Raw genomic sequence first — 22550 nt, 5'->3', positions numbered from 1 at the left:
GTCGCCGTCAAAATTAGCATGTCCCGGAATTCCCCCCTCAACGCTGCCAGGACGCGGGCCCCCGGAGCCCGCCCGAGGAATCGGGAAAATTTCATGCATTTTTCCCTGGCAAGCCACGGCAAAACCTTGCATGCTGAGGGCGTCGCTAGCCAAGGCCAACGGAGAACCATGAGCACGGCACGATTATCCAGCGGTTGGGACGCCCTCGACAGTGCAACCACGGCCCCCAACCTGGACGTCAGAGAGCTGGAGAAACGCTCTCGCCTGATGCGTATCCTGACCCGCCGCATCGCCCTTTCCGACCTGCCCAATCGCGAGATCGCTCATCGCGTCGGCATGCCCCCTCAACGCCTCAGCGACCTGCTGGCCGGCAAGGTGGAGCTGTTCGGCGTAGAGGAACTGGAGTCGCTACGCGACAGCCTCGACCCGGATCACTGATAGCGCCCGCACCGCCTTCCGCGGTGCGGGCGCGTCTTCTTCGCCGGCAAGTGGTCGGCAAGCCCCCGCCCAATCGAGTATCCTTGCGCTTTCTTCTCACTCCGAGGACGAGAGAGCCATGCTACGTGCCCTGATTCTGGCCCTGGGACTGGTCGCCGCCCCCCTGGCCGCCGCCAACCCCCTGGTCTTTACCGCCATTCCCGACGAGGACGAGACCCGCCTCCAGGAGCGCTTCCAGAAGGTCGCCGACTACCTGGCCGAGGCACTCGAGGTCGACGTGCGCTTTATCCCCGTCACCTCCTACGCCGCCTCGGTCACCGCCTTTCGCAACGACCAGGTACAGCTGGCCTGGTTCGGCGGCTTCACCGGCGTCCAGGCCCGCCAGTTGGTCCCCGGTGCCCGGGCCATCGCCCAGGGCATCGAGGATCCCCAGTACAAGAGCTATGTGATCGCCAACCGCGACACCGGCCTCGCCCCCATGGAGCAGGAGACCGCCCCCGAGGCCCTGCGCGGCCTGACCTTCAGCTTCGGCTCCCAGAGCTCCACCTCCGGGCGCCTGATGCCGGAATACTTCCTGCGCGAGCACCTGGGCGAGGCCCCGGAGGCGCTCTTCGAGCGGGTCGGCTTCAGCGGCAACCATAGCCGTACCATCTCCCTGGTGCAGTCCGGCGCCTACCAGGCCGGGGTGGTGAGCTACACCGCCTGGGAGAACGAGGTCGAGAGCGGCAACGTCGACCCCGACCGGGTCCAGGTGATCTGGGAGACCCCGCCCTACCCGGACTACCAGTGGACGGTGCGCGGCGATCTGGACGAGCGCTTCGGCGATGGCTTCACCGAGCGCCTGCAGCAGGCCCTGATCGCCATGCAGGATCCGGAGCTGCTGGCCAGCTTCCCGCGCTCCGGCTTTATTCCCGCCGGCAATGACGACTACGCCATGATCGAGCGCGTCGCCACCGACCTGGGGCTGCTCGACTGATGAGCAGCCTGGTCCTGGCGGGGGCGGTCGCCGACTATGGTCCGACTCGGGTACTGGGTCCCCTGGACCTGACCCTGGCCCCCGGCGAGCGCGTGGCCCTGGTGGGCAAGAGCGGCGCCGGCAAGTCGACCCTGCTGTCGCTGATGCATGACCAGTGGCGGCAGCAGGGGGTGGCGCTGATGCCCCAGGACCTGGGCCTGGTGCCCAGCCTCTCGGTGTTCCACAACGTCTATATGGGGTGCCTGGACCGTCACCCCTGGTGGGTCAACCTGCTCACCCTGGCACGCCCCCGGCGCCGCGACGTGGTGGCCATCACGGCGCTGCTCGAGCGCCTGGGCATCGCCGAGAAGCGCTGGACGCCCTGCGGCGAACTCTCCGGCGGCCAGCGCCAGCGGGTCGCCGCCGCCCGGGCGATTCACCAGGGCGGCCGGGTGCTGCTGGCCGACGAACCGGTCTCGGCCCTGGACGGCCCCCAGGCGGAGCGCGTGATGCGCGCCCTCACCGAGCGCTACGACATGGCGGTGCTGGCCATGCATGACCTGGAGCTGGCGCTGCGCCACTGCAACCGGGTGGTGGGCATCCAGGCGGGCAGCATCGCCATCGACCGCCCCAGCCGCGAGCTGAGCACGGGCGACCTGCTCTCCCTCTACTGATGCGGCCGATGAGTTCCGCCCCCCCATCGCGCGACAGGATGCCCTTCAGCGCCACCCGCCGGGTCAGCCTCGGCCTGGTGGTGCTGGCGGTGCTCTGCCTGCTGCTGGGCGACTTCGAGATCAGCACCCACGATCCCTGGCAGGAGCTGGGGCGCCTGGCCCTGGGCCTGATACGCCCCGACTTCGGCGCCGTGGATGCCCTCGGCGAGGCGCTGCTGCGCACCGTCGCCTTCGCCTTCGTCGGCGTCGGCGTCGGCGCCGCCGCCGGCCTGCTGCTGGCACTCTGCTTCCACCGCCTCTGGGTGCGCACCGGCTGCGCCTTTATCCGCGCCATCCACGAGCTGTTCTGGGCGCTGATCTTCCTGCAGAGCTTCGGCCTGCACCCCCTCACCGGGGTGCTGGCCATCGCCATTCCCTATGCGGGCATCTTCGCCAAGGTCTATGCGGAGATCCTCGACGAGACCGACCCGAGCCCGGGGCGCGCCCTGCCCCGGGGCACCGGCCGGCTCTCGGCGCTGCTCTATGCCCGTATCAGCCAGGCCTGGCCGCACCTGGTCAGCTACACCGCCTACCGCCTGGAGTGCGGCCTGCGCTCCAGCGCCGTGCTGGGCTTCGTGGGTATGCCCACCCTGGGCTTCCACCTGGCCAGCCACTTCGCCCAGGGCCATTACGCGGCGGTGGGCGCCCTGCTGCTGCTCTTCTATGCCCTGATCGCCAGCCTGCGTCTCTGGGTGCGGCCGAAGCTGCTGCCCTTCTACCTGCTGGCGGCGCCCTTCTGCCTGGGCACCGGCCTGCCGATCCTGTGGAGCAATGTGTCGCGCTTCTTTACCCGGGACATCGTGCCGGCGCCGCTGAGAAACGGCGAGGGGCTGGAAGGGCTCGGGCCCTGGCTCGGCGACCTGCTGCTCCACCAGGCCCTGCCCGGGATCTGGAACACCCTGCTGCTGAGCCAGATCGCCCTGGTGCTCACCGGACTCCTGGCCATGGCGCTCTTCCCGCTGATCTCTCATCACTTCACCGGGCGGCATCTCACCGGCCGCCTCGGCGGCGGCCTGGGCCATGGCGTGCTGGTGGTGCTGCGTTCCACCCCGGAGTACCTGCTGGCCTTTATCCTGCTGCAGCTATGGGGCCCCTCCATGCTGCCGGCGGTGGTGGCCCTGGCCCTGCACAACGGCGGCATCATCGCCCACCTGGTGGGGCGGCGCAGCAACGAGATCGTCCTGCGCCCCGATGCCCCCCGGGGCCTCGATCGCTACACCTACGAGGTCGCCCCGCGGGTCTATGGCCCCTTCCTGGCACTGCTCTTCTACCGCTGGGAGATCATCATGCGCGAGACCGCCATCCTCGGCATCCTCGGCATCGCCACCCTGGGCTTCTACGTGGACAGCGCCATCCAGGAGATCCGCTTCGACCGCGCCCTGGTACTGATCCTGATCACCGCCGCCCTCAATATCGGCGTGGATATCCTCGCCCGTCGCCTGCGCGGTTACCTGCGCCTGCGCCATACCATCAATCGCCAGAGCTGCTAAGCGACTAATCAAGAGGCTCGCCGCAGGCGATATTGCGCCCCTCTCCCCCAGTACCCTCAATCGCCAGAGCTGCTAAGCGACTGATCAAGAGGCTCGCCGCAGGCGATATTGCGCCCCTCTCCCCCAGTACCATCAATCGCCAGAGCTGTTGAACGGCCCCGGGCGCCCCTCCCCCGCAGCGCCCTAATCCGGCATATCGGTCACCGCCCCGGTACTCGCCGAGCTGACCAGCCGGGCGTACTTGGCCAGCACGCCGCGGGTGTAGCGCGGCGCCGGCTGTCGCCAGGCCGCGCGGCGGCGCATCAGCTCCGCGTCGGAGAGGTCGACGTCGAGGGTGTCGGCCTCGGCATCGATGGTGATCCGATCGCCGTCCTCCACCAGCGCCAGGGGCCCCCCGTCGAAGGCCTCGGGGGTCACATGCCCCACCACGAAGCCGTGGCTGCCGCCGGAGAAGCGTCCGTCGGTGATCAGCGCCACCTCGCTGCCCAGGCCGCGGCCCATGATCGCCGAGGTCGGCGTCAGCATCTCGCGCATGCCGGGACCGCCCCGGGGCCCCTCGTAGCGGATCACCACCACGTCGCCGGCCGCCACGCTGCCGTCGTTGATGCGCGCCTGGGCCTCCTCCTCGGAGCCGAACACCCGCGCCGTACCGGAGAAGCGCGTGCCCTCCTTGCCGGTGATCTTGGCCACCGCCCCCTCCGGCGCCAGATTGCCATGCAGGATACGCAGATGGCTCTCGGCCTTGATGGGTCGATCCAGCGCCGCGATGATCCGCTGATCCTCGGGATAGGGGGCAACGTCCGCCAGGTTCTCGGCGAGTGTCTTCCCGGTCACCGTCAGGCAATCGCCATGCAGCAGGCCGGCGTCGAGCAGGGTCTTCATCAGCGGCTGGATACCGCCGATGGCCACCAGCTCGCTCATCATGTAGTGGCCGCTGGGGCGCAGGTCGGCGAGTACCGGCACCCGGCGGCCAATCTCGGTGAAATCCTCGAGAGCAAGCGACACGCCGAGGGTGCGCGCCATGCCGATCAGGTGCAGCACCGCATTGGTGGATCCACCGAGGGCGATCACCACGCTGATGGCGTTCTCGAAGGCCTCCCGGGTCATGATGGCCGAGGGCCTGATATCGCGCTCGAGCAGCGCCAGCACCGCGGCCCCGGCCGCCTCGCAGTCCTCGCGCTTGTCCCGGGACACGGCGTTCTGCGCCGAGCTGCCCGGCAGGCTCATGCCCAGCGCCTCGATGGCCGAGGCCATGGTGTTGGCGGTATACATGCCGCCGCAGGAGCCGGGGCCGGGAATCGCCGTCTCCTCGATCTGCTTGAGCGCGATCAGGTCGAGATCACCGCGGCTGTGAGCGCCCATGGCCTCGAACACCGAGACGATATCGGTATGCCCCTTCCCGGGCAGGATGGTGCCGCCATAAACGAAGACGCTGGGCCGGTCGAGTCGCGCCAGCCCCATCAGGCAACCGGGCATGTTCTTGTCGCAGCCACCGATGGCCACCAGGCCGTCGAAGCCCTCGCAGCCGGCCACCGTCTCGATGGAGTCGGCGATCACCTCCCGCGACACCAGGGAATACTTCATGCCCTCGGTGCCGTTGGCGATGCCGTCGGAGATGGTGATGGTGTTGAAGATCACCGCCTTGCCGCCGGCGGCGTCGGCGCCGTCACGGGCATGCTCGGCGAGCTCGCCGATATGACTGTTGCAAGGGGTGACCATGCTCCAGGTGGAGGCGATGCCCACCTGGGGCCGGGTGAAATCCTCATCGCTGAAGCCCACCGCGCGCAGCATGGCGCGGCCGGCCGCCTTGCCGGGCCCATCCACCACCGGGGCGGAGTGGCGGCGGCGGGCATCCTTGGGCGTATCAGACATGGCGGGCCTCCTCTCGATGATCGGGTGACCCTCAGAGGGTGGCCGGCGATGGCCGGTCTGGCAACCGGCATAGAGGCAACAGCAGGGTTATCGCAGTTAACACACTTTCCCTCGGAGGACCGGGGCTACCCTGGGGGCAGGTCGTCGCGGGGCGCTGTAAACCCGTCCCTGGGCGCTACTTTTGCCATCCCTGGCAAAAAACCCCCGCTCCGTCCTACCCCCAGCGCCCCTCGGTCATTCCCGCTGCGATAGCCCTGAGTGCGGCAGGCTCCCGCGGTGTCACCTAGCAGGAGCCTGGTGCCTAATACACCGCATCGTGGAAGGCGCGCTCCTTCGCCACGGTGTCGCGGAAGCGCTCGGCCATACGGGTGAAGGCGGCGTCATCGAGCTCTTCCGCCTCCTCGTCCAGGCGGCGCCGCAGCCAGGCGACGAAGTCCTGGAAGGCGGGGTTGTCGTGCAGGTCGATCCACTCCCCCATCAGCGGGTGCAGCTCCTCGCCGCGGCTGACCCGCAGCGCCCACTCCAGGTAGACCCACTCGGTGACCACCAGCACCGCCAGGAGCTCGGCATAGTCGCCGCGATCACCGGTATCGCGCAGCAGCGCCCGGAAGGCCTGGGTCTCGGGCAGGTAGTCCGGCGCCTCGCGTCGGGCGGCCGGCACGCCGAAGGCCTCGAAGGTGCGCTGGAAGGTGCTGTTCTCGTCGCTGGTCAGCATGCCCATGAACTGGCCCAGCACCACCCGATCCTCCATGCTCGGTGCCCGGCCAATGGCGTGGCCGATCAGCGCGGCGAAGGGGTCGACGAAGCCGTAGTCCTGCACCATATAGGCGGCGAAGTCGTCACCGGAGAGGCGCCCCTCGGCCAGGGCGTCGAACAGCGGGTGATTCACCGTCGCCGACCAATCGGGCTCGCTGATCTCGCGCAGCCAGTCGGTGAGGCGTGCCGATGCACGGCCGGCGGCCCAGGCGTTCCAGTCGGCGCGCGTCGTCATCAGGCGTCTCCCTTGCTTGCCAGGTGAAATCTCGCCCCCGGCCGCAGCCAGGCGATCAGCAGGCTGACCAGGGTGGAGGCGACAAGTGCGCCCAGGAAGGGCGCCAGGGTCGGGATGCTGTCCGGGAAGGTGGCGGCCAGCACCCCGGCGCCAAGGCTTCCCAGGGAGATCCAGCCCGGCAGTACCGCCCCGACCAGGCCCGCCACGCCACCGGCCACCGCCGCCAGCGGCGACATGCGCCGCCACAGGCCCAGCAGCACCGGCAGCAGGATGGCCGCGCACAGCAGGTCGGCGATCAGGAACAGGCGCAGCACCGAGAAACCCTGCAGGGCCACCCATACCACCGGCACCATCAGCGCCACCGTGACCAGCCGCGCCCCTCTCACCGAGAGCCCGCGCCGACCGCTGCTGGCCACCGCCAGGGAGGCGATGGCGTTCTGCAGGGTATCCACGCTGGAGGCCACCAGGGTCACCGCCAGCACCAGGGCCGGCAGGCCCAGCCAGGCCGGCGCCTCGCTCAGCAGGGCGAAGAAGGGAATCGGCGGCTCGCCGAGCGGCAGGGCGTGCATCGCCGCCAGCATGCCGAGGCCACCGATGGCCATCACCACCACCAGGCTGCTGACCCCGCCCAGCAGGGCCCCACGGCCGAGCGCTCGGTCGTCCTCGGCGGCCCACACCCGCTGCCAGTAGCCCTGGTGGAAGAGATTGGCCGCGGTGACCGCGATCACCAGGGTCAGCGCCACCGAGAGGGCGCTACCGGTGGGAATCGACGGCATCACCGCATCACTGGGCATCGGCGGCAACCCCCACCAGGCCACGCCGCCGACCAGCACCAGCAGGGCCAGCAGCAGCCAGGCCTGCCAGCGATCCGTGGCCAGGCTGGCCCGCAGCCCACCCAGGGTGGTGTAAATCAGGGTCGTCAGCGCCACGCCGAGGATCACCAGCGTGGGAGGCACCTCGGACAGCAGCGCGGCAATCGCGCCGATGGCGGTCAGCTCGGCGGCCAGGAAGCAGGCCATATAGGCCACCGAGACGAAGGAGACCCAGCGCCGCACCCCCGCGCCGTAGCAGGCCTCGGCGAACTCGCCGATGCTGCGCCCCTCCGGCAGGTGGCGGCGGATGGCGGGGCCGTAGAGTGCCAGCACGATAAACGGCAAGGACGAGCCGATGGCATAGCCGGCCAGCGCCACCGGCCCCACGAAGGCACCGATCTCCGGCGGCGCGAAGAGGATCCAGGCGCCCATGCTGGAGGCCAGGAAGGACAGGCCGATGGCCTGGGCGCCCTGGGAGTTGCGGGCGGTCACGTAGTCATCGAGGGGGCCATCGGCCCGGCGGGCCTTGAGGCCCAGAAAGGTAAAGCACAGCAGCGCCGCGCCGAGCACGGCTGACGTCAGGTAAGGCATGTCGCACTTCCTCCGCCGGCATGAACCGGATCAGGTTCCAGGGTCGGTGCGCACACACCTCTCAGTCCCGTGGGACGCCCCTGGCGACAGTGAGTGGAATAGAATTGGAACGGGGCACCCATCTTGCGCATCGACGCTGCGGGTGTAAAGGCGACGGCGCGGAGCGGTCGCGACCAAAGGTGTAGTCCCATCACTGAAGTTTTCTGAGAAACGGCCGATATCACGACCAACGCATTCCGCTTCGGCGGCCGGCCCATCACGTCAACGAGATCCCCGATGCCCTATACCGAAGCCAAGGAGCATGCCCCGGGGCGGCTCCACACTCTCTTTACCGACCCCTACAGCGCCTTCGACAACGAGGTGGTGGAGCGCCGCCTGCACCTGCGCGTCGCCCTCCAGGCCCTGCTGGACAAGCCCGGCCGGGAGGGGCGCCTGACCCTGCGGGTGCTCCATGGCTGGGCCAATGGTGAAGCCGATCCCCAGAGCCTGGCCCATAGCGACCACCCCCTGACCCAGCGCGGCGACCTGCTCCCGGTGGTGGCCCGCTACCAGGCCGCCATCGATGAACAGCAGCCCCTGCCCCGGGAGGCAGAGACGCTGCTGGCCGAGCCGCTGATGGAGGCCATCGCCGCCGCCGAGGCCCGGGGCCAGGAGATCGATGCCGAGACCCGCGCCAACCCGGCCCACTGGCCCGGCTTCGAGCGCGGCCTCGGCCTCTATACCTTCTTCAAGGTCTATCACCGCCTGACCTATGGCGAGGACGAGAGCTACCGGGTGGCGCGCTGCGAGACCCCGGAGGGCCCCCGGGAGATCCATGAATTTCACCTGGAAGAATGCGAGTTCGCCGTGGTGACCGGCATCGAGGGCAACGACAAGGCGAAGGTCATCCTGCTGGTGCACGTCGGCGCCCTGGCGCCCCTGGCCGACTTGGTGGAAGCCATGCTGGAAGAGTGAGCCTCCCTCAGGTCTCGCTTCTCGGCACCCACCCCATCAAAGGGGCGCAGGCCTTAGGAAGCGAAGCAGAGCGATGCAGCCCCAAGAACGACAGGCGTAGGTACAGCCTGTCGCACTTCCTTGCCTCGACTTGCCCCAGATCGAGTCCAAGCTCGGCCCATACGGCACTCTCAGCCTCATGAGCATTGTAAGACGTGACTCCCCTTGCAACAGGGATGAATGTAGGTGTCAATCCCGAGTCGAAGACCACTTGGCCAATATGGCCTTGAGTCCCTAGAATGCTATAACGGCAATAAAATCATAGCGACCTCACTCGCAGGGGACATCAATAATGTCGTTTACTGAAGTCAAGGCTCATGCCCTAGAGCGATTACATACGATCATCGGCGCACCCTGCTACGCCTTCGGTAGCCAAGCCACTGGCCACCTTCTCCACAGGAGGCATGCTATACAGACCTTGATCCGCAAGTCTATGACAAGCATTCTTGATGAGCCGAGGTGGGAAGAATGGTAGTCTCGAGCACGTCGATCTGGCACACAACAATCTTGGCGCCGCCTCACTGGACACCCCAATCTCCTCCAAGGGGAGGAGCATAACTGTCCCCCTAGGTACTCCCGAAAGAAAGGCCACGGAGCATGGATGAGCCGATGAAAAGCCTGAACCCATTTCTCCGCGTGGCGGTAATCGCCGGCGCCGAGGCAGCGGTCAAGCTACACATCCAACGGGGCGACAACCTCGACGCACGCGACAGCAATGGGGCGACGCCATTAATGCTCGCCGCAGCCCGTAAGAAAAAGGGAGTCGTACGTATCCTCTTGACTGCTGGAGCAAATCCGACACTGCTTGACCCTAGGGGGTGGAGTGCATTAGTTCATGCTGAACAGGGAGGATGCCACGAATGCATTTCATTACTGCGTTGGGCGTCAGAAGCTTTTCGTGAGTCGAATAAAGTCGATTCGGTCTACCAAGGTCCGTTGACTAAGCAGGCTGATGAGGCAACGAAAAAAGAGGCCTCAAAAAGAGAAAGAGAATCAGGACTAGATAAGGAGGAAGAGACAGAGACCACCCAGGCACAGTGTACTTCGGACTCGGCACCCACGGTCGAGGAACAGTTCGCTCTCACTGCACCTGAACTTAACACTCCTATGGTAGATGGGGTTAGCGCGAGGAATGATCGCCCTACTATCGAACTCGAACCGATCATCGAGGCGGACAATTCCTCTGACATCCTTGATCTAGGTGACCGGCCGCTCGACGCCGGATTTGAGGATAGTTGGGAGGATGTGTCGGAGGCCCCCGACCCCGAGAGCGACGAAACAGTAGATGAAGAAGCCCATACTCTGAAGGCCTCGTCCGGAGAAAGCGAGTCGAGGTTCGATGAGTTGAAGGCGCCGAGAGGGATCGCCGAACCATGCCCTGTGGGTTTGGCCCTCAAAGTCGAGGACAAGAGTACCACCGTAGCACTTACTATTCACGAATCAGGTAAGGTTTATGCGAAGGGTCTTCTCCCGGTCGTCAAACCCGAACCTGTCGACGAGGTGGACGAGTCCCCGAACACTCTTTCTCCAAGAGACGAGCCGCTCGACCCCGGATTCGGAGACTCTAGGGAGGTAGGGGCCGGGGCAGTCACTTCCAAGTGCGACGAAACCATAGCCAATGAGGCACGTGTTCCAAGGGCTTCACCCAGTGCTAGTAAGCCGAGACTCGGTGAACCAGAGGAGTCGACGGCCATCATCGATCCGTACTCCATGAGTTCGGAAATCAAAATCGAGAAACAGGACGTCTCCGTCGAGCATACCACCTCTGGGGAAGATGAGGTTCGCACGAAGGCTTTTCGCCCGTTTGTCAGCCCCGAGTCTATCGGCGCGGAGAAAGAGGGCTCTAACGTCATCGATCTAGATGTTAAGCCACTTGAGTTTGGATTTGAGGACGACTGGGAGGAAGAACCCGAGGCAGTCCCCCCTGAGGGTAACAAGGCCGTGGCCGAAGAGGTCCGTGTCCTGCACGAGGCGATCGGTAAGCACAAGGCGATAGACAGCGACGAGGACTGGGATGATATCGACCTGTTTCTTCCCGACAGAGCCCTTCCATTTAGCCGCAACAGCGGAAATAGTGGAGTCCTCCGCGACCTGTTATTGCGAGCCCTGCGAGAGGGCTCAGTACCCGAAGCAATCCTGACAAAGACCTGCCTGAAGAGGGATGATTCGCGCGACGAGGAAGCCGAGAGGATTCTCACATTCGTCCTAGGTGATCTCGGAGTAGTGATCGACAACTTGCTGGATACGGGAGAACCTCCATTCCTCGGCGACCCGAACATCGACGAAGAATACGAACTGGCTGAGGCCTCCGACTTTGCAGAGGATCTTGCTTCAGGAAAGAATGACCCCTTGCGGTTCTACGTCAAGAGCCTCAAGGGAAGCCTGCTCGAAGCAGAAGAGGAGATCTCATTGGCGCGTACAATAGAGGAGTCTCACACCGACGCACTGGAGGCTCTTTCGTGCTGGCCTTCGGGTCTAGCAGCTGTATTCGAAGCCGCAGATAGGGTGGCCCGCAGAGAGGCCGACGTAGAGATGTTCAGTTCCGGACCCGACCCCTCTGAAGAGTGCGAGGTTCACTTAGCGGATGTGAGCATGAACAACGAGAGTGAATATGTCGAACTCGACCCGGCTGCGGCGAGCTTCGTTTCCGCAATCTCTGAAGCAAAATCCTCGGGTGACAATTTAGAACTAATTCGCTCCTCCTTGGATACTGCCGCCCTTTCCCAAGACTTTCTGATCGAACTTGCGAAAAAGGCGGAAGGCGACATGGCCGGCGCCGATTTCGCCTTTTCGCTTCATCGCCAGTCCACCGCCCGGGAGCGGATGATCCTCTCAAACCTACGCCTAGCCTTCTCAATTGCAAAGAAATACAGGTGGTCAGGGTTACCATTCGACGATCTTGTGCAAGAAGGCAATATTGGACTCATGAAGGCTGTCGAGCGCTATGACTGGCGCAGGGGATTCCGCTTCTCTACATATGCAACTTGGTGGATTCGCCAGCAGGTCACACGTGCGATCGCCGATAAGGAGCGGGTCGTTAGAGTGCCCGTGCATCTCCATTCTGAAGCTAGAAAAATCCTACGCGAGCGCAAGGAATTTGAAGATAGGACGGGGCATCAAGAGGCTGAGAGAGAAACGTCGCATAGAACAGGTATTCCGCTTGATAAGGTAAGGTTTCTCTTGAATACTTTTGCGGACATAGCCTCCTTGGACGAGCCCAACCATGATTTTGGACTTTCTCCTCTTGAGGCCTTACCTGATTCCGAACTTTCAGACCCAGCTCTTGCTGTTGAGGAGGCCTCCCTGAGGACGACTCTGCTAGACATGACCAAGGAGCTCGATGAGCGATCCGAGAAGGTCATCATCCTTCGCTTCGGGCTTGAAGGGGAGGAGGCCATGAGCTTGGAGGAGGTCGGGCGCGGATTCGGTGTCACCCGCGAACGGATCCGACAAATAGAGTCAAAGGCCCTGAAAAAACTTTCTAGTCCGGCCAGGAAAGAAAAATTAGCTGTATACATGGGTGAACACTTTGAGCTCCCCTCTCCGGCTCCGGCGGTCCCCCGCGAGTCCCCAGCGGCCCCGAGTGCGAGAAAAACTGCTCGGAAAGTAGAACCACCCTCTTCGGCTGCTCCCCACGAGCCCCCGGAAGTCTCTAGCTCGAGAAACACTACTCGAGAAGTAGAGGCGCTCCCACTTCGCCACAGCACGTTCAGGGCCGCTCCGCAATTCGATGAGAAGGCAACCCCGCCCAAGTTCCCCACTGAGGTCATTTCTGCCCGTCACGAGGAGGAGCTGTCCTTACTTCTCGAGGAAGCTCGGGCCATGGGCTTAAGCGTGGAAGACTCCCGTTCCGAAGGTGGGCGGGTTCTCGTCTCGTTGCCGGCACAGCCCGACGTCCAGGTTCGCAAGATCGTCCGCAGGATGGCGGCCGCTGGTTTCACACTTCTTTTCGGAACTACCTACGTCAAATGAACGAACGAACCCGACACGCACCACCGCGAGCCGGCGCGATGCTGGAGGCCCTCCGGGGCCTCGGATACTCGACTGCAGCAGCCTTGGCGGACGTGATCGATAACAGTGTGTCCGCCGGGGCATCCGAAGTTCGAGTTAGATTCGACTGGGACGGCGTGCATAGCCGAATCTCTATCCTGGACGACGGCCGAGGTATGGAGGACGCCGAACTCGAGACGGCGATGACGCTCGGCGCAAGGAGTCCCCTCGACGAACGCGCGCCAACCGATCTCGGTCGCTTCGGGATGGGTTTGAAGACCGCTTCCTTCTCCCAGTGCCGCTGCCTTACCGTTGCATCCAGAAGAAGAGACAGCCCCGTTGCTTGTCTGCGCTGGGACCTAGACGCTATCGCCGCCTCGCCGGACGACGGCTGGAGGATGTTCGAGGGACCGGCCCGTGGGTCCGAGAGCTTCGTCGGGCCGGTCAGCGCGCTCCGCTCCGGAACGCTGGTTCTCTGGGAGCATCTGGACCGGATCGTTACACCCGGCTATGAGCTGGGCCATTTCGCCGATCTTGTGGACGACGTCGAGCATAGGCTGGCGATGGTCTTCCACCGTCTGCTCGAAGGACCTGCCCCGGCCTTCTCCCTTTTCATCAACGACAAGCCAGTGAGTCCTTGGGATCCTTTCATGATGGATCACCCCGCAAAGCCATGGCAGTCACCTGTCGCCCGTACTTTCACGCCTTCCGGGGAAATAGAGGCCCAGTGCCATGTCCTACCGCACAAGGACCGGCTGTCCGACGACGACTTCCGCAGGGCAGGAGGCCCCGAGGGTTGGACATCCCAACAAGGGTTCTACGTCTACCGGAACCACCGTTTGCTGCTCGCCGGCGGGTGGCTCGGCCTTGGGCAAGGGCGAGCGTGGAACCGGGAGGAGTCCCACCGGCTCGCACGGATCCGGCTGGACATCCCGAACACTGCTGACACCGAATGGAAGATCGACGTCAAGAAGTCGAGAGCCAGGCCACCCGTAACTGTGCGCCCATGGCTCACGAGACTCACCGAGGACACGAGAGAAAGGGCGAGAAAGGTATTCGCCTTTCGCGGTGCATCGATACCACACCCCGGTGGTGTCCAAGTCGAGCAGGCCTGGCGGGTCGAGCGGCTTAGGGACGGCGTCCGCTACCGCATCGATGATAAGCACCCCACCGTGGCTGCGGTGATCGAAGCGGTCGGCGACCAAGCTAACCTAGTCCGGGCGATGCTGCGGGTCGTAGAGGAAACAGTTCCAGTCCAACGGATATGGCTTGACACCGCCGAGCACAAGGACACACCGAAAACCGGTTTCTCGGGCGAGTCAGAGGCCGCTCCTGAGGGAGTCCGCACAGTTCTCCTCACGCTCTATCGTGACATGATCAGACGCAGAGGTATGAGTTCCGAGGCTGCGGTCCGGGCCCTATTGGCCACTGACCCGTTTCACAACTATCCGAACCTTGTTGCCTCCCTGTCCGAGGTGGACGAGAAACAAGAAGGAACTTCGCTGTGACTGAAGATAAAGATAAAGTGTTCCAACGTGTCGTGAGCATTGCACAGACGCTCTTGGCAGACGCCAAGGAGCAAGGGGTGGTAACGCCGGGCCTGATTGCCGATCAGGTCGAGGTCGCCGCAGGGGTTATGGCCAAGAATACTGAGATCGACAAGAATGCAGTTGTGGCCGAGTTGATCCGACGATTCAGTTTGTGGATCGGCAAGGATACAACCTTGTCTGATAACAAGGGTCACATGGCTTGGCTGACAGCGGCGCGAAGGAGGGACTGGCGGTATTGGCAGCGCTACGAATCAATGCTGGAGTCGAAATTGTCCTTGAAGGCCGTCGAGGCCTTGGATGAGTCTACCGGTCATATTCTTGGGCTACTTGAAGATCCGAAGCGGGAAGGGAGATGGGATCGCCGCGGCCTCGTGGTCGGGCACGTTCAATCTGGAAAGACTGGTAACTATACCGGCCTCGTGTGCAAGGCGGCGGACGCCGGCTACAAGATCATCATCGTCTTGGCTGGGCTTCACAACAATCTTCGCTCCCAGACCCAGATTCGACTTGAAGAGGGTTTTCTGGGCTACGAGACGTCATCCAAGGGGGATTCCGTCAAGGCCATTGGGGTCGGGAAGATCGATAGCGACGTCGAAATCCGGCCTAACTGCGCGACCAATCGTGCGAACAGCGGGGATTTCAGCACGAAGGTCGCTAAGCACTATGCCATCACTCCCGAGCAGAGACCTTGGCTCTTCGTGGTCAAGAAGAACAAAACTGTCCTCGAACGTCTCTTGAAGTGGATACGGAACCACGTCGCCGACACGAAGGACACGGATGGACGCCCCCTTGTATCCAACCTGCCGCTTCTGCTAATCGATGACGAGGCGGATCACGCCTCTGTAGACACCGGGGAGCAGCTCTTCAACCCTGACGGAACGCCTGACGAAGAACACCAACCGAAGACAATCAATAGGCTTATCCGAAAAATCCTCCACTCTTTCGCGAAGAAGGCCTACGTCGGCTATACCGCAACGCCTTTCGCCAACATCTTTATCCATCGGCATAATGAGACTAAAGATGAGGGGCCGGACCTCTTCCCTCAGTCCTTCATCATCAACCTGTCGGCCCCTTCCAACTATGTAGGGCCCGCCCGCGTGTTCGGACTTCGCTCGCCAGAGGGCAGAGTAAGAGGGCTTCCGCTGTCGCGTGAGGTCGACGACCATGTCGACGCCGAGGGAACCGGTGGCTGGATGCCACCCAAGCATCCTAAGGACCATATCCCCCTTCAGGACGGGCGGGACGAACTTCCACCGTCGCTGCGAGAGGCTGTCGGGGCATTTGTGCTCTCCTGCGCGGTCAGAAAACTGCGTGGCCAGGGGAACAGGCATTCGTCGATGCTTATCCATGTGACGCGCTATACCCTCGTCCAAGAGGAGGTGCGCCGCCAGGTCGAGGAACTCGTCAAACTTTTCAGGCAGCGGGTCGAGCGAGGACTCGATCGCAAGTCCCTAGTCGCCGAGTGGCAAGACCTGTGGGAGAACGACTTTGTTCCTACTTCGGCACATCTTAGGCGCGAGCTTGCAGACGCAGAAGCAGAGTATGCGCTGCCCGAGTGGGATAACGTTGTCGCCATCCTGAACGAAGTGTTAAGGGACATTGAGGTAAGGGCCATCAACGGAACGGCAAAGGATGCACTCGACTATGCTGAAAATGAGGAAACCGGGCTGAAGGTCATCGCCATCGGCGGTGACAAGCTCGCCCGGGGTCTAACGCTAGAAGGCCTTTGTATCAGCTACTTCGTCCGCACCACCAAAATGTACGACACACTGATGCAGATGGGTCGGTGGTTCGGCTATCGCCCAGGTTATACCGACCTCTGCCGGCTATATACCTCGTCCGATCTCATTGACTGGTTCGGCCACATCGCTGACGCAGCCGAGGAATTGAGGCAGGAGTTCGACCATATGGCTGCGGTCGGGGCGACTCCTTGGGAATACGGGCTAAAGGTTGAATCCCACCCTATTCTCCTCGTCACTTCGCCTTTGAAGATGCGAACGGCGAAGACGCTGTCCCTCTCCTATAGTGGCAGCTTGGTACAAACTGTCTCTTTCCTAAACGACAGTGAGTCTTTGGAAAGGAACCTGCTCGCGACGACGAGTCTGGTGACAACCATGAACGAGCCGAGCGAAAGGGGACCGAGGCGACAAAGGGGTAATGATGAGGATGTATGGAAGAGGTCATATCTTTGGAATAGGGTTCCTTCGGAAACTGTTCTTGACTTTTTTCGATCCTACCGAACCCCCCCTGGAGCGGACAGAGCCAATAGCGATGTAATAGCGGATTTCGTCTCTCAGATGAACCAGGTCGGCGAACTTCACGAGTGGACCGTCGCCTTGCTTGCCGAAGGTAAAACAGGGGAGTCTTTCGACTTTTCTCCATTCGTGACAGTTTCCTCACTTCCCTCTCGAACTGACAAGGGTGTGAGCGGTAGATACACGATCGGTGTGTTGACGGATCCTGTGGACGAGGCGATCGACCTTGGTGCGAGTGAGTGGTTGGCTGCCTTAACCTCAACGTGCAAGGAATGGAAGCCTGACCCTGCACGGAATAGGCTCAGTGAGCCCAAGCGGCCTAGCGGGCAGAGCATTCGCGAGCAGAGGGGCATGGGGCTAGAAGGGGCTCCCTCGCCGTCCCGCCAAGGCCTCCTCATGATTTATCCTCTTTCGTACAAAGGGGCTGAACCGGCTATCGAGGACTGGAACAGACCGATTATCGGCTTCGCCGTCAGTTTCCCGTCGAGCAAGGCGGGCATAAAGGTCGATTACAAGGTTGATCACCGCTTCTGGGAGAACGAGTATGGCCCGGCCGATTGAAGAATTTGCTGCCGCCTGGGACGCTCTCTCTGGCCGGAAGGGTAGTTCTGGAGGGTGGCGTGGTATTTCTGTCGCTCCCGCCGGCCCATGCGAATTCCTCGCTGCGCGCAGGTTTCCGGGGAACGAAGAGGCTCTGCTGGCACGATTCCCGACAGCTCGGCTAGCATCATCCGAGCGCCTTCCCGTGGGAGGAGGATTCGAGGTCATGAGAGCCGACCCGAGTGGCGACGGGAAGACTTGGATTGCCCTGTCCCGTAAGGAGTCTGGTAGCCCCGAACTGTTCGCCGAAATGGTCAGCGACGTGGCCGGAGCGATGGATGCCGAAGTTGCCGGGGGGGAGGAGCATATTCTTAAAACCATGCTTCGCAGGGTGCGGATGTGGCAGCAGTTCATGTCGCGCGGCTCTCCCCCCCTCGGTCCAGAAGCAGAATTGGGCCTTGCCGGAGAACTCACGTTCATGGCGCTGCTGCTGGACGTCGGCGTCTCGACTGAAACAGTCCTTGAAGGCTGGGCCGGCCCGGACAACGCCCCGCAGGATTTCATCCTTGGGGATGGGGCGATCGAGGTAAAGGCCACACTGTCCATCGCTGGCTTCCCTGCAAAGATAGGTTCGCTCGAACAGCTGGATGACGCGACGGTCTCGCCGCTCTTCCTCGCGGCTTTACGCTTCACACGTGAGGAGGGCGGTCTGTCCCTGTCCGAGATTGTCTCGGATCTGGAGCGTCGGTTGGTTGGAGAGCCGGGAGCGGTCGCCTTCTTGCATGAAAGACTCCTGATCGCTGGCTACGTCAAGTCGCACGCTTCGGCCTATACCCGGCGCTTCGAGGTCAAGGAAGTCCAGGTTTACAAGATTATTGAAGGTTTTCCGAGGCTGACGCTCGGCTCTATACCTGATGGCGTATACCGCGCCGTTTACGAAATAGATTTGGATCGTGCGAAGGACTGCCTCACTGACTTTCGCGTGGCCCTCCGAGCACTTGGAGTATTGAAATGACCCTTGAAGAGTTTCTTGAAGAGACGCGGGCTGAAGTGGCAGACCAGATGAATGAAGGCTCTCCTTTTGCTGAGCTTGTCTTCTCTGAGGTGGTAATGGAGCACTTGGCCGAGGCAGGTATGACTTTCGAGCCGAGCAGCTGCCATTTCGAGGGGCGGGTAGGTAGAGCGAATCTGCGATTGAGTGGTTATTCCATGTCAGAGGATGCCGATCAGCTCGACCTTTTCGTCAGTCTCTACGAAGGCTTCAATACCCTGACACCTATCCCCGACCAAGCCGCCAAGACGGCAGCTGCCCAGTGCGTTCGCTTTCTGGAGCTCTGCGCTACAGGGCGTCTAGCGGAGAAACTCGACCCCTCGAGAGACGTTTACTCCCTAGCACTGACTATTCGAGAAATTTACGACGATCTTGAACAGGTTCGCATCTATGTGCTTACGGACGGTGTCGTAAAGTCCAAGAGCTTCAAAGCTCGTGACGTAGGCGGAAAATCCGTGAGGCTTGAGGTGATGGACATTGAGCGCCTTTTTCGCCATCGATCCGAGGGTAAGCCGCGCGATGAATTAGTAGTTAACTTCGAGGAGCTATCAGGCTCGGCTCTACCCTGCGTCTTCGTACCTGGTGAGACTGGCGACTATGACTATGCACTGACTGCGATTCCGGGTGAGGCCCTGCAGTTCGTCTACGAGAAATTCGGCCCCCGCCTGCTGGAAGCCAACGTCCGTTCCTTCTTAAGCGTCAGGGCTAAGGGTGTGAATGCCGGAATCCAGAACACACTCAGAACCGCCCCGGAGCGGTTCATGGCCTATAACAATGGAATAGTTATCGTGGCTGACGAAATGAGGCTCGACCGGACTTCCGACGGTTCCCCTGGTATTATCTGGCTACGGGGCATGCAAATCGTCAACGGTGGACAGACGACTGCATCTATCTATTTTACCAAGAAGAGATATCATACAACTGATCTAAGCAAGGTCCGTGTGCCTGCAAAGGTCATCGTGATGCGAGAGGTGGACCAGACTGATGAAGAGGCCTTAGTCGCGGACATCTCACGGTACGCAAACAGTCAGAACGCAGTGCGACAATCCGACCTTTCGGCGAATAAACCCTTCCATGTTGAGGTCGAGCGTCTGTCCCTGACAGTTTACTGCCCCGACGGGACGGGACGCTGGTTCTACGAGCGTGCTGCCGGCAGCTACAATACTCTTCTTGCCCGAGAGGGTACAACTCCGGCAAAGCGGCGGGCGTTGAAAGCGTCGGTACCTCCCTCGCGCAAGATCACAAAGACTGATCTTGCGAAATACCTCATGGCTTGGGATATCAAGCCAGATATCGTTAGTCTCGGTGCGCAGAAGTGCTTCGGCCGGTTTATGACGGAGCTGTCGGAAGCCGAAGCAACCGGCTCAACCATGACTCTAGACCCCGCATTCTTCAAGGCACTAGTTGCAAAGGCAATCATGTACAAAGCGACCCACAAGACTGTCCGCCCTCTGGTCTCTGCGTTCTTGGCGAACGTAGCCGCCTATACAGTTTCAGTGGTCGCCGATTCCTATGGCGAGTCCTTCAACCTCGAAAGAGTCTGGAGCCAACAAGGTGTTTCCCCGCAGTTCCTCAAACAGGTAGAGATTTGGGCTCACGAAGTCAATGACCGACTGCACGAGACGGCGAACGGCAGGATGATCTCGGAGTGGGCCAAACGTCCTGAGTGCAAGACCGCGATGTTCTCCCGTTCATTCTCCCCACCTTCAGTCGATATTCCCGAGATCCGCCGGAACACGGCTTAACCCACGTGACGTAAGCGATCAGAAGCCATATGATCTCAGGGTTCGGCAAAGACACTAAGACACGGAAAACCTCGTCTCCAAGACCCTCTTCGGAGCGGGGTTTCGATTCCACGGGCAGCAGCCTCAGGTTGGCTGTGTCAGGTGAACACCATCACTCACTACACAGCCAATATTCATCGATAATTTTGGCGATAGCAAACCAACAAAACACTCATACTTAACAGGTCACAGATAGACTGCCACTGACTGCTTTGACTCCGCTCTTTTCAGACTCTCCAAGAAAGGGTGTAATATTTCCCCCATCCAAAAGCTTTCTAACCTTCTCTGCTATCTTTGCAGCCAAGAGCGGAGGAACAGCATTTCCCACCTGAACATATTGTTCCGTTCTATTTCCTTCGAAATAATAGTCATCGGGAAACGTCTGCAGCCTTGCCGCCTCTCTTACCGTAAGGCTCCGACATTGATACGGGTCGGGATGTATATAATAATGGCCATCTTTGGAGATATGACTGGTTATGGTTTTCGATGGAAAGTGGGAAACTACGACCTTGAATCGATCGGCAAATTTTCCTGACTTCCAGTTCACATGCATAGGGGCGAGTGATTCCAAATAGATATCTCTGACACCGATTGGAGATCTTTGGGTGACTTCAGCAAATACAGAACAGTAAAGGTATCTGGCTAAATCTTCTTCCATATGCCCCCTAGCATCATGATTCACCCAGTGCCTGACGCTACCATTCTGTTCGCCTGCATACCACTTTTCCAGTTCTGTGACTGGATTTACCTTGACATAAGTGGAATCGTATTTTCTCCCCCTATCGAAACCTAGCTTTGGCTCGGCGACAATCTCCCGAAGTCGACAAGAAATATAATTTCTTTCCTCAGGAGAGATACTCTCACTTTCTGTTTCAATCAACTCACCGGCAATCTTCTCCGCCACCCTTCTGATGGCGGAATACCAATCTTCATCACTATCACCTCTGCTTAGTCCACTTCTCAGCTTTGGCATGCCAAACAGAACTTCCCCAGAGCTCACTTCCTTCTTTTTGTCTAGAATTAAGCTTTTTGCAATACTGGCGACATCTTGACCATCAACAATATCTTTTCTTACACCAATCAAGATAACGCGATGCCTAGTCTGAGGTATACCATACTCTTCGGACTTGACTACAAACCCAGAAAGTTCCTCGTCGCTCAACTCCCTAGCAATTCCTGGAATAAGCTGCTGCTCCTGCTGCGGGTGATAAACATCAGGGTCACTCAGAGAAAATATTGTATACTTCTGATTCTTTCCTGATCCTTCACCCTCTACTCGGGTAGCCTCAGTCGGATCCTCAAGATCCTTAAGTATCTGTCTAAATATCCGTTCTTTCCCTACCTTCGAGGTAAGAATTCCCTTGACATTTTCCATAACAAAGACGCTGGGCCGATATCTGGCAATCACGTCCAAGTATTCACGGTAGAGAAAGTGCCGTTTATCTTCTTCAGCCACGTAGCTCTTGTTACCGCGATTTCTTACACGCCCGACCACCGAGTACGCTTGACAGGGAGGCCCCCCGATCAGCACCCAGTCACTATTTTGATCAAGATAATTATCTAGCCGCTCGTCAAGTGCTTTGTGCCCTGCTTCACCCCCAAGTTCGAGCCTAAGCGCCTCCTGCGTTGCCTCTTCCCATAGTTCTTTCAACTCCTCGACTTTTGACGGGTGTTCGCCTCCTCTCAAATACTCGAAGTAGGACTCCATTCCGAAGTGACTGTCCTGCAGCAACCGATAGAACGCCCTGAGAGTCAAGGTCCTATGAGCGGATGCCTCCTTTTCAACCGAAACGAGAGTCTTGAAGATACGCCCGCCCTTGGCATCTCTGAGGGAATTGAACCCTTCACCAAGGCCACCCGGGCCAGCGAAGAGATCCACTATCTGTATCGGCTTGCTCATTGATCGAATAACCTGAAAGGTACGGTCAACTGGATAATGCAGGAGGACGCTCGATGCCGGACGTAGTTGACAGGGCAACCCGCTCGAGGATGATGAGCGGCATTCGCGGGAAGCACACCACGCCGGAGCTTCTTCTCCGAAAGTTCCTTCATGGCCACGGATACCGGTTCAGGCTGCACCGTAAAGACCTTCCCGGTGCACCCGACCTCGTCATGCCACGCCACAGCCTCGCCATCTTCGTCAATGGCTGCTTCTGGCACAGGCACACTGACTGTTTCTACGCAACGACACCATCCACCAGGTTCGAATTCTGGCAGGAAAAGTTCAGCACCAATGTCGAACGGGACCGTCGTAACCACAAAGACCTCATGTATCTCGGCTGGCGTGTTCTGGTGGTATGGGAATGTGGCTTCAAGCACTCTTCGGAACGTCTGCGTGACATTCCCGCCTTGATCGAAGGCGTCAACCAGTACCAGGAATGGCCAGCCGTCCCTCCCAGAACCTGCTAATAGCCTGCTGGATCATGAATGCATCATATTCCACTGTATATGCATACAGAATTCCTTGCCAGCCAGATTCCGGCCCTGTTCCTTGATCAGCGCGATATCATACCAGGTCGGCCAAT

General features: G+C 60.8%; 15 protein-coding genes and 1 riboswitch. Of the genes, 11 read left to right on the top strand and 4 right to left on the bottom strand.

What is annotated here, in order from left to right:
* Window positions 1-168 precede the first annotated feature (168 nt).
* From ACQ1W9_RS04255 to ACQ1W9_RS04240, 4 genes are all read left to right on the top strand, one after another.
* Entirely contained in the window at window positions 169-438 is a 270-nt protein-coding gene (locus tag ACQ1W9_RS04255) for an XRE family transcriptional regulator (protein ID WP_346061633.1), read from the top strand.
* Window positions 439-556: 118 nt separating this feature from the next.
* Window positions 557-1414, top strand: a complete 858-nt coding sequence (locus ACQ1W9_RS04250) for a putative selenate ABC transporter substrate-binding protein (protein ID WP_431025481.1) — start codon at window positions 557-559, stop codon at window positions 1412-1414.
* Entirely contained in the window at window positions 1414-2067 is a 654-nt protein-coding gene (locus ACQ1W9_RS04245) for an ATP-binding cassette domain-containing protein (RefSeq protein ID WP_431025480.1), read from the top strand. The genes ACQ1W9_RS04250 and ACQ1W9_RS04245 overlap by 1 nt, the downstream gene beginning before the upstream one ends.
* A gap of 38 nt (window positions 2068-2105) precedes the next feature.
* Entirely contained in the window at window positions 2106-3596 is a 1491-nt protein-coding gene (locus ACQ1W9_RS04240) for a PhnE/PtxC family ABC transporter permease (RefSeq protein ID WP_431025479.1), read from the top strand.
* A 183-nt stretch (window positions 3597-3779) separates the two neighbouring features.
* Here ACQ1W9_RS04240 and ilvD read toward each other — a convergent pair whose 3' ends face one another.
* From ilvD to ACQ1W9_RS04225, 3 genes are all read right to left on the bottom strand, one after another.
* Window positions 3780-5468 (bottom strand): dihydroxy-acid dehydratase, encoded by a 1689-nt coding sequence (gene ilvD, locus ACQ1W9_RS04235; protein ID WP_431025478.1) that lies wholly within the window; start codon window positions 5466-5468, stop codon window positions 3780-3782.
* Window positions 5469-5769: 301 nt separating this feature from the next.
* A complete protein-coding gene (locus ACQ1W9_RS04230) occupies window positions 5770-6459 on the bottom strand; it encodes a TenA family protein (RefSeq protein WP_431025477.1) in 690 nt (229 codons plus the stop codon).
* Window positions 6459-7862, bottom strand: coding sequence for a sodium:solute symporter family transporter (locus ACQ1W9_RS04225; RefSeq protein WP_431025476.1), 1404 nt, complete (start codon window positions 7860-7862; stop codon window positions 6459-6461). The genes ACQ1W9_RS04230 and ACQ1W9_RS04225 overlap by 1 nt, the downstream gene beginning before the upstream one ends.
* Window positions 7852-7954: riboswitch (TPP riboswitch) on the bottom strand. (Overlaps the previous gene by 11 nt.)
* Before the next feature lie 184 nt (window positions 7955-8138).
* Here ACQ1W9_RS04225 and ACQ1W9_RS04220 point away from each other — a divergent pair.
* The 6 genes from ACQ1W9_RS04220 to ACQ1W9_RS04195 all read left to right on the top strand — a co-directional run bounded on the left by ACQ1W9_RS04220 (window position 8139) and on the right by ACQ1W9_RS04195 (window position 19986).
* Window positions 8139-8816, top strand: a complete 678-nt coding sequence (locus tag ACQ1W9_RS04220) for a hypothetical protein (RefSeq protein WP_431025475.1) — start codon at window positions 8139-8141, stop codon at window positions 8814-8816.
* Window positions 8817-9464: 648 nt separating this feature from the next.
* Complete coding sequence (locus tag ACQ1W9_RS04215) at window positions 9465-12827, top strand: sigma-70 family RNA polymerase sigma factor (RefSeq protein WP_431025474.1); 3363 nt, start codon at window positions 9465-9467, stop codon at window positions 12825-12827.
* Window positions 12828-12865: 38 nt separating this feature from the next.
* Window positions 12866-14353, top strand: coding sequence for an ATP-binding protein (locus tag ACQ1W9_RS04210; protein WP_431025473.1), 1488 nt, complete (start codon window positions 12866-12868; stop codon window positions 14351-14353).
* Complete coding sequence (locus ACQ1W9_RS04205) at window positions 14350-17211, top strand: Z1 domain-containing protein (RefSeq protein ID WP_431025472.1); 2862 nt, start codon at window positions 14350-14352, stop codon at window positions 17209-17211. Before ACQ1W9_RS04210 ends, ACQ1W9_RS04205 begins: the two co-directional genes overlap by 4 nt.
* Window positions 17195-18205, top strand: a complete 1011-nt coding sequence (locus tag ACQ1W9_RS04200; RefSeq protein ID WP_431025471.1) for a PD-(D/E)XK motif protein — start codon at window positions 17195-17197, stop codon at window positions 18203-18205. Before ACQ1W9_RS04205 ends, ACQ1W9_RS04200 begins: the two co-directional genes overlap by 17 nt.
* Window positions 18202-19986: an AIPR family protein gene (locus tag ACQ1W9_RS04195; protein WP_431025470.1), complete on the top strand. Its 1785-nt coding sequence runs from the start codon at window positions 18202-18204 to the stop codon at window positions 19984-19986. The genes ACQ1W9_RS04200 and ACQ1W9_RS04195 overlap by 4 nt, the downstream gene beginning before the upstream one ends.
* 217 nt (window positions 19987-20203) lie before the next feature.
* Here the strand turns inward: ACQ1W9_RS04195 and ACQ1W9_RS04190 are convergent, their stop codons facing one another.
* Window positions 20204-21925, bottom strand: coding sequence for a DNA cytosine methyltransferase (locus ACQ1W9_RS04190; RefSeq protein ID WP_431025469.1), 1722 nt, complete (start codon window positions 21923-21925; stop codon window positions 20204-20206).
* Between the two features lie 53 nt (window positions 21926-21978).
* Between ACQ1W9_RS04190 and ACQ1W9_RS04185 the strand changes: the two genes are divergently transcribed.
* Window positions 21979-22434, top strand: a complete 456-nt coding sequence (locus tag ACQ1W9_RS04185; RefSeq protein ID WP_431025468.1) for a very short patch repair endonuclease — start codon at window positions 21979-21981, stop codon at window positions 22432-22434.
* The last annotated feature ends 116 nt before the right edge of the window (window positions 22435-22550 follow it).

Source organism: Halomonas sp. H5, from assembly GCF_050613175.1.
GTDB lineage: Bacteria > Pseudomonadota > Gammaproteobacteria > Pseudomonadales > Halomonadaceae > Bisbaumannia > Bisbaumannia salifodinae.
Note: the sequence above shows the minus strand (reverse complement) of the source record. Positions and strands in the feature narration are given on the sequence as shown.

Excerpts from the sequence above, each read along its gene's own strand:
- ACQ1W9_RS04255 (WP_346061633.1), top strand. The coding sequence starts at position 169 with ATGAGCACGGCACGATTATCCAGCGGTTGGGACGCCCTCGACAGTGCA.
- ACQ1W9_RS04250 (WP_431025481.1), top strand. The coding sequence starts at position 557 with ATGCTACGTGCCCTGATTCTGGCCCTGGGACTGGTCGCCGCCCCCCTG.
- ACQ1W9_RS04245 (WP_431025480.1), top strand. The coding sequence starts at position 1,414 with ATGAGCAGCCTGGTCCTGGCGGGGGCGGTCGCCGACTATGGTCCGACT.
- ACQ1W9_RS04240 (WP_431025479.1), top strand. The coding sequence starts at position 2,106 with ATGCCCTTCAGCGCCACCCGCCGGGTCAGCCTCGGCCTGGTGGTGCTG.
- ilvD (WP_431025478.1), bottom strand. The coding sequence starts at position 5,468 with ATGTCTGATACGCCCAAGGATGCCCGCCGCCGCCACTCCGCCCCGGTG.
- ACQ1W9_RS04230 (WP_431025477.1), bottom strand. The coding sequence starts at position 6,459 with ATGACGACGCGCGCCGACTGGAACGCCTGGGCCGCCGGCCGTGCATCG.
- ACQ1W9_RS04225 (WP_431025476.1), bottom strand. The coding sequence starts at position 7,862 with ATGCCTTACCTGACGTCAGCCGTGCTCGGCGCGGCGCTGCTGTGCTTT.
- ACQ1W9_RS04220 (WP_431025475.1), top strand. The coding sequence starts at position 8,139 with ATGCCCTATACCGAAGCCAAGGAGCATGCCCCGGGGCGGCTCCACACT.
- ACQ1W9_RS04215 (WP_431025474.1), top strand. The coding sequence starts at position 9,465 with ATGAAAAGCCTGAACCCATTTCTCCGCGTGGCGGTAATCGCCGGCGCC.
- ACQ1W9_RS04210 (WP_431025473.1), top strand. The coding sequence starts at position 12,866 with ATGCTGGAGGCCCTCCGGGGCCTCGGATACTCGACTGCAGCAGCCTTG.
- ACQ1W9_RS04200 (WP_431025471.1), top strand. The coding sequence starts at position 17,195 with ATGGCCCGGCCGATTGAAGAATTTGCTGCCGCCTGGGACGCTCTCTCT.
- ACQ1W9_RS04195 (WP_431025470.1), top strand. The coding sequence starts at position 18,202 with ATGACCCTTGAAGAGTTTCTTGAAGAGACGCGGGCTGAAGTGGCAGAC.
- ACQ1W9_RS04190 (WP_431025469.1), bottom strand. The coding sequence starts at position 21,925 with ATGAGCAAGCCGATACAGATAGTGGATCTCTTCGCTGGCCCGGGTGGC.
- ACQ1W9_RS04185 (WP_431025468.1), top strand. The coding sequence starts at position 21,979 with ATGCCGGACGTAGTTGACAGGGCAACCCGCTCGAGGATGATGAGCGGC.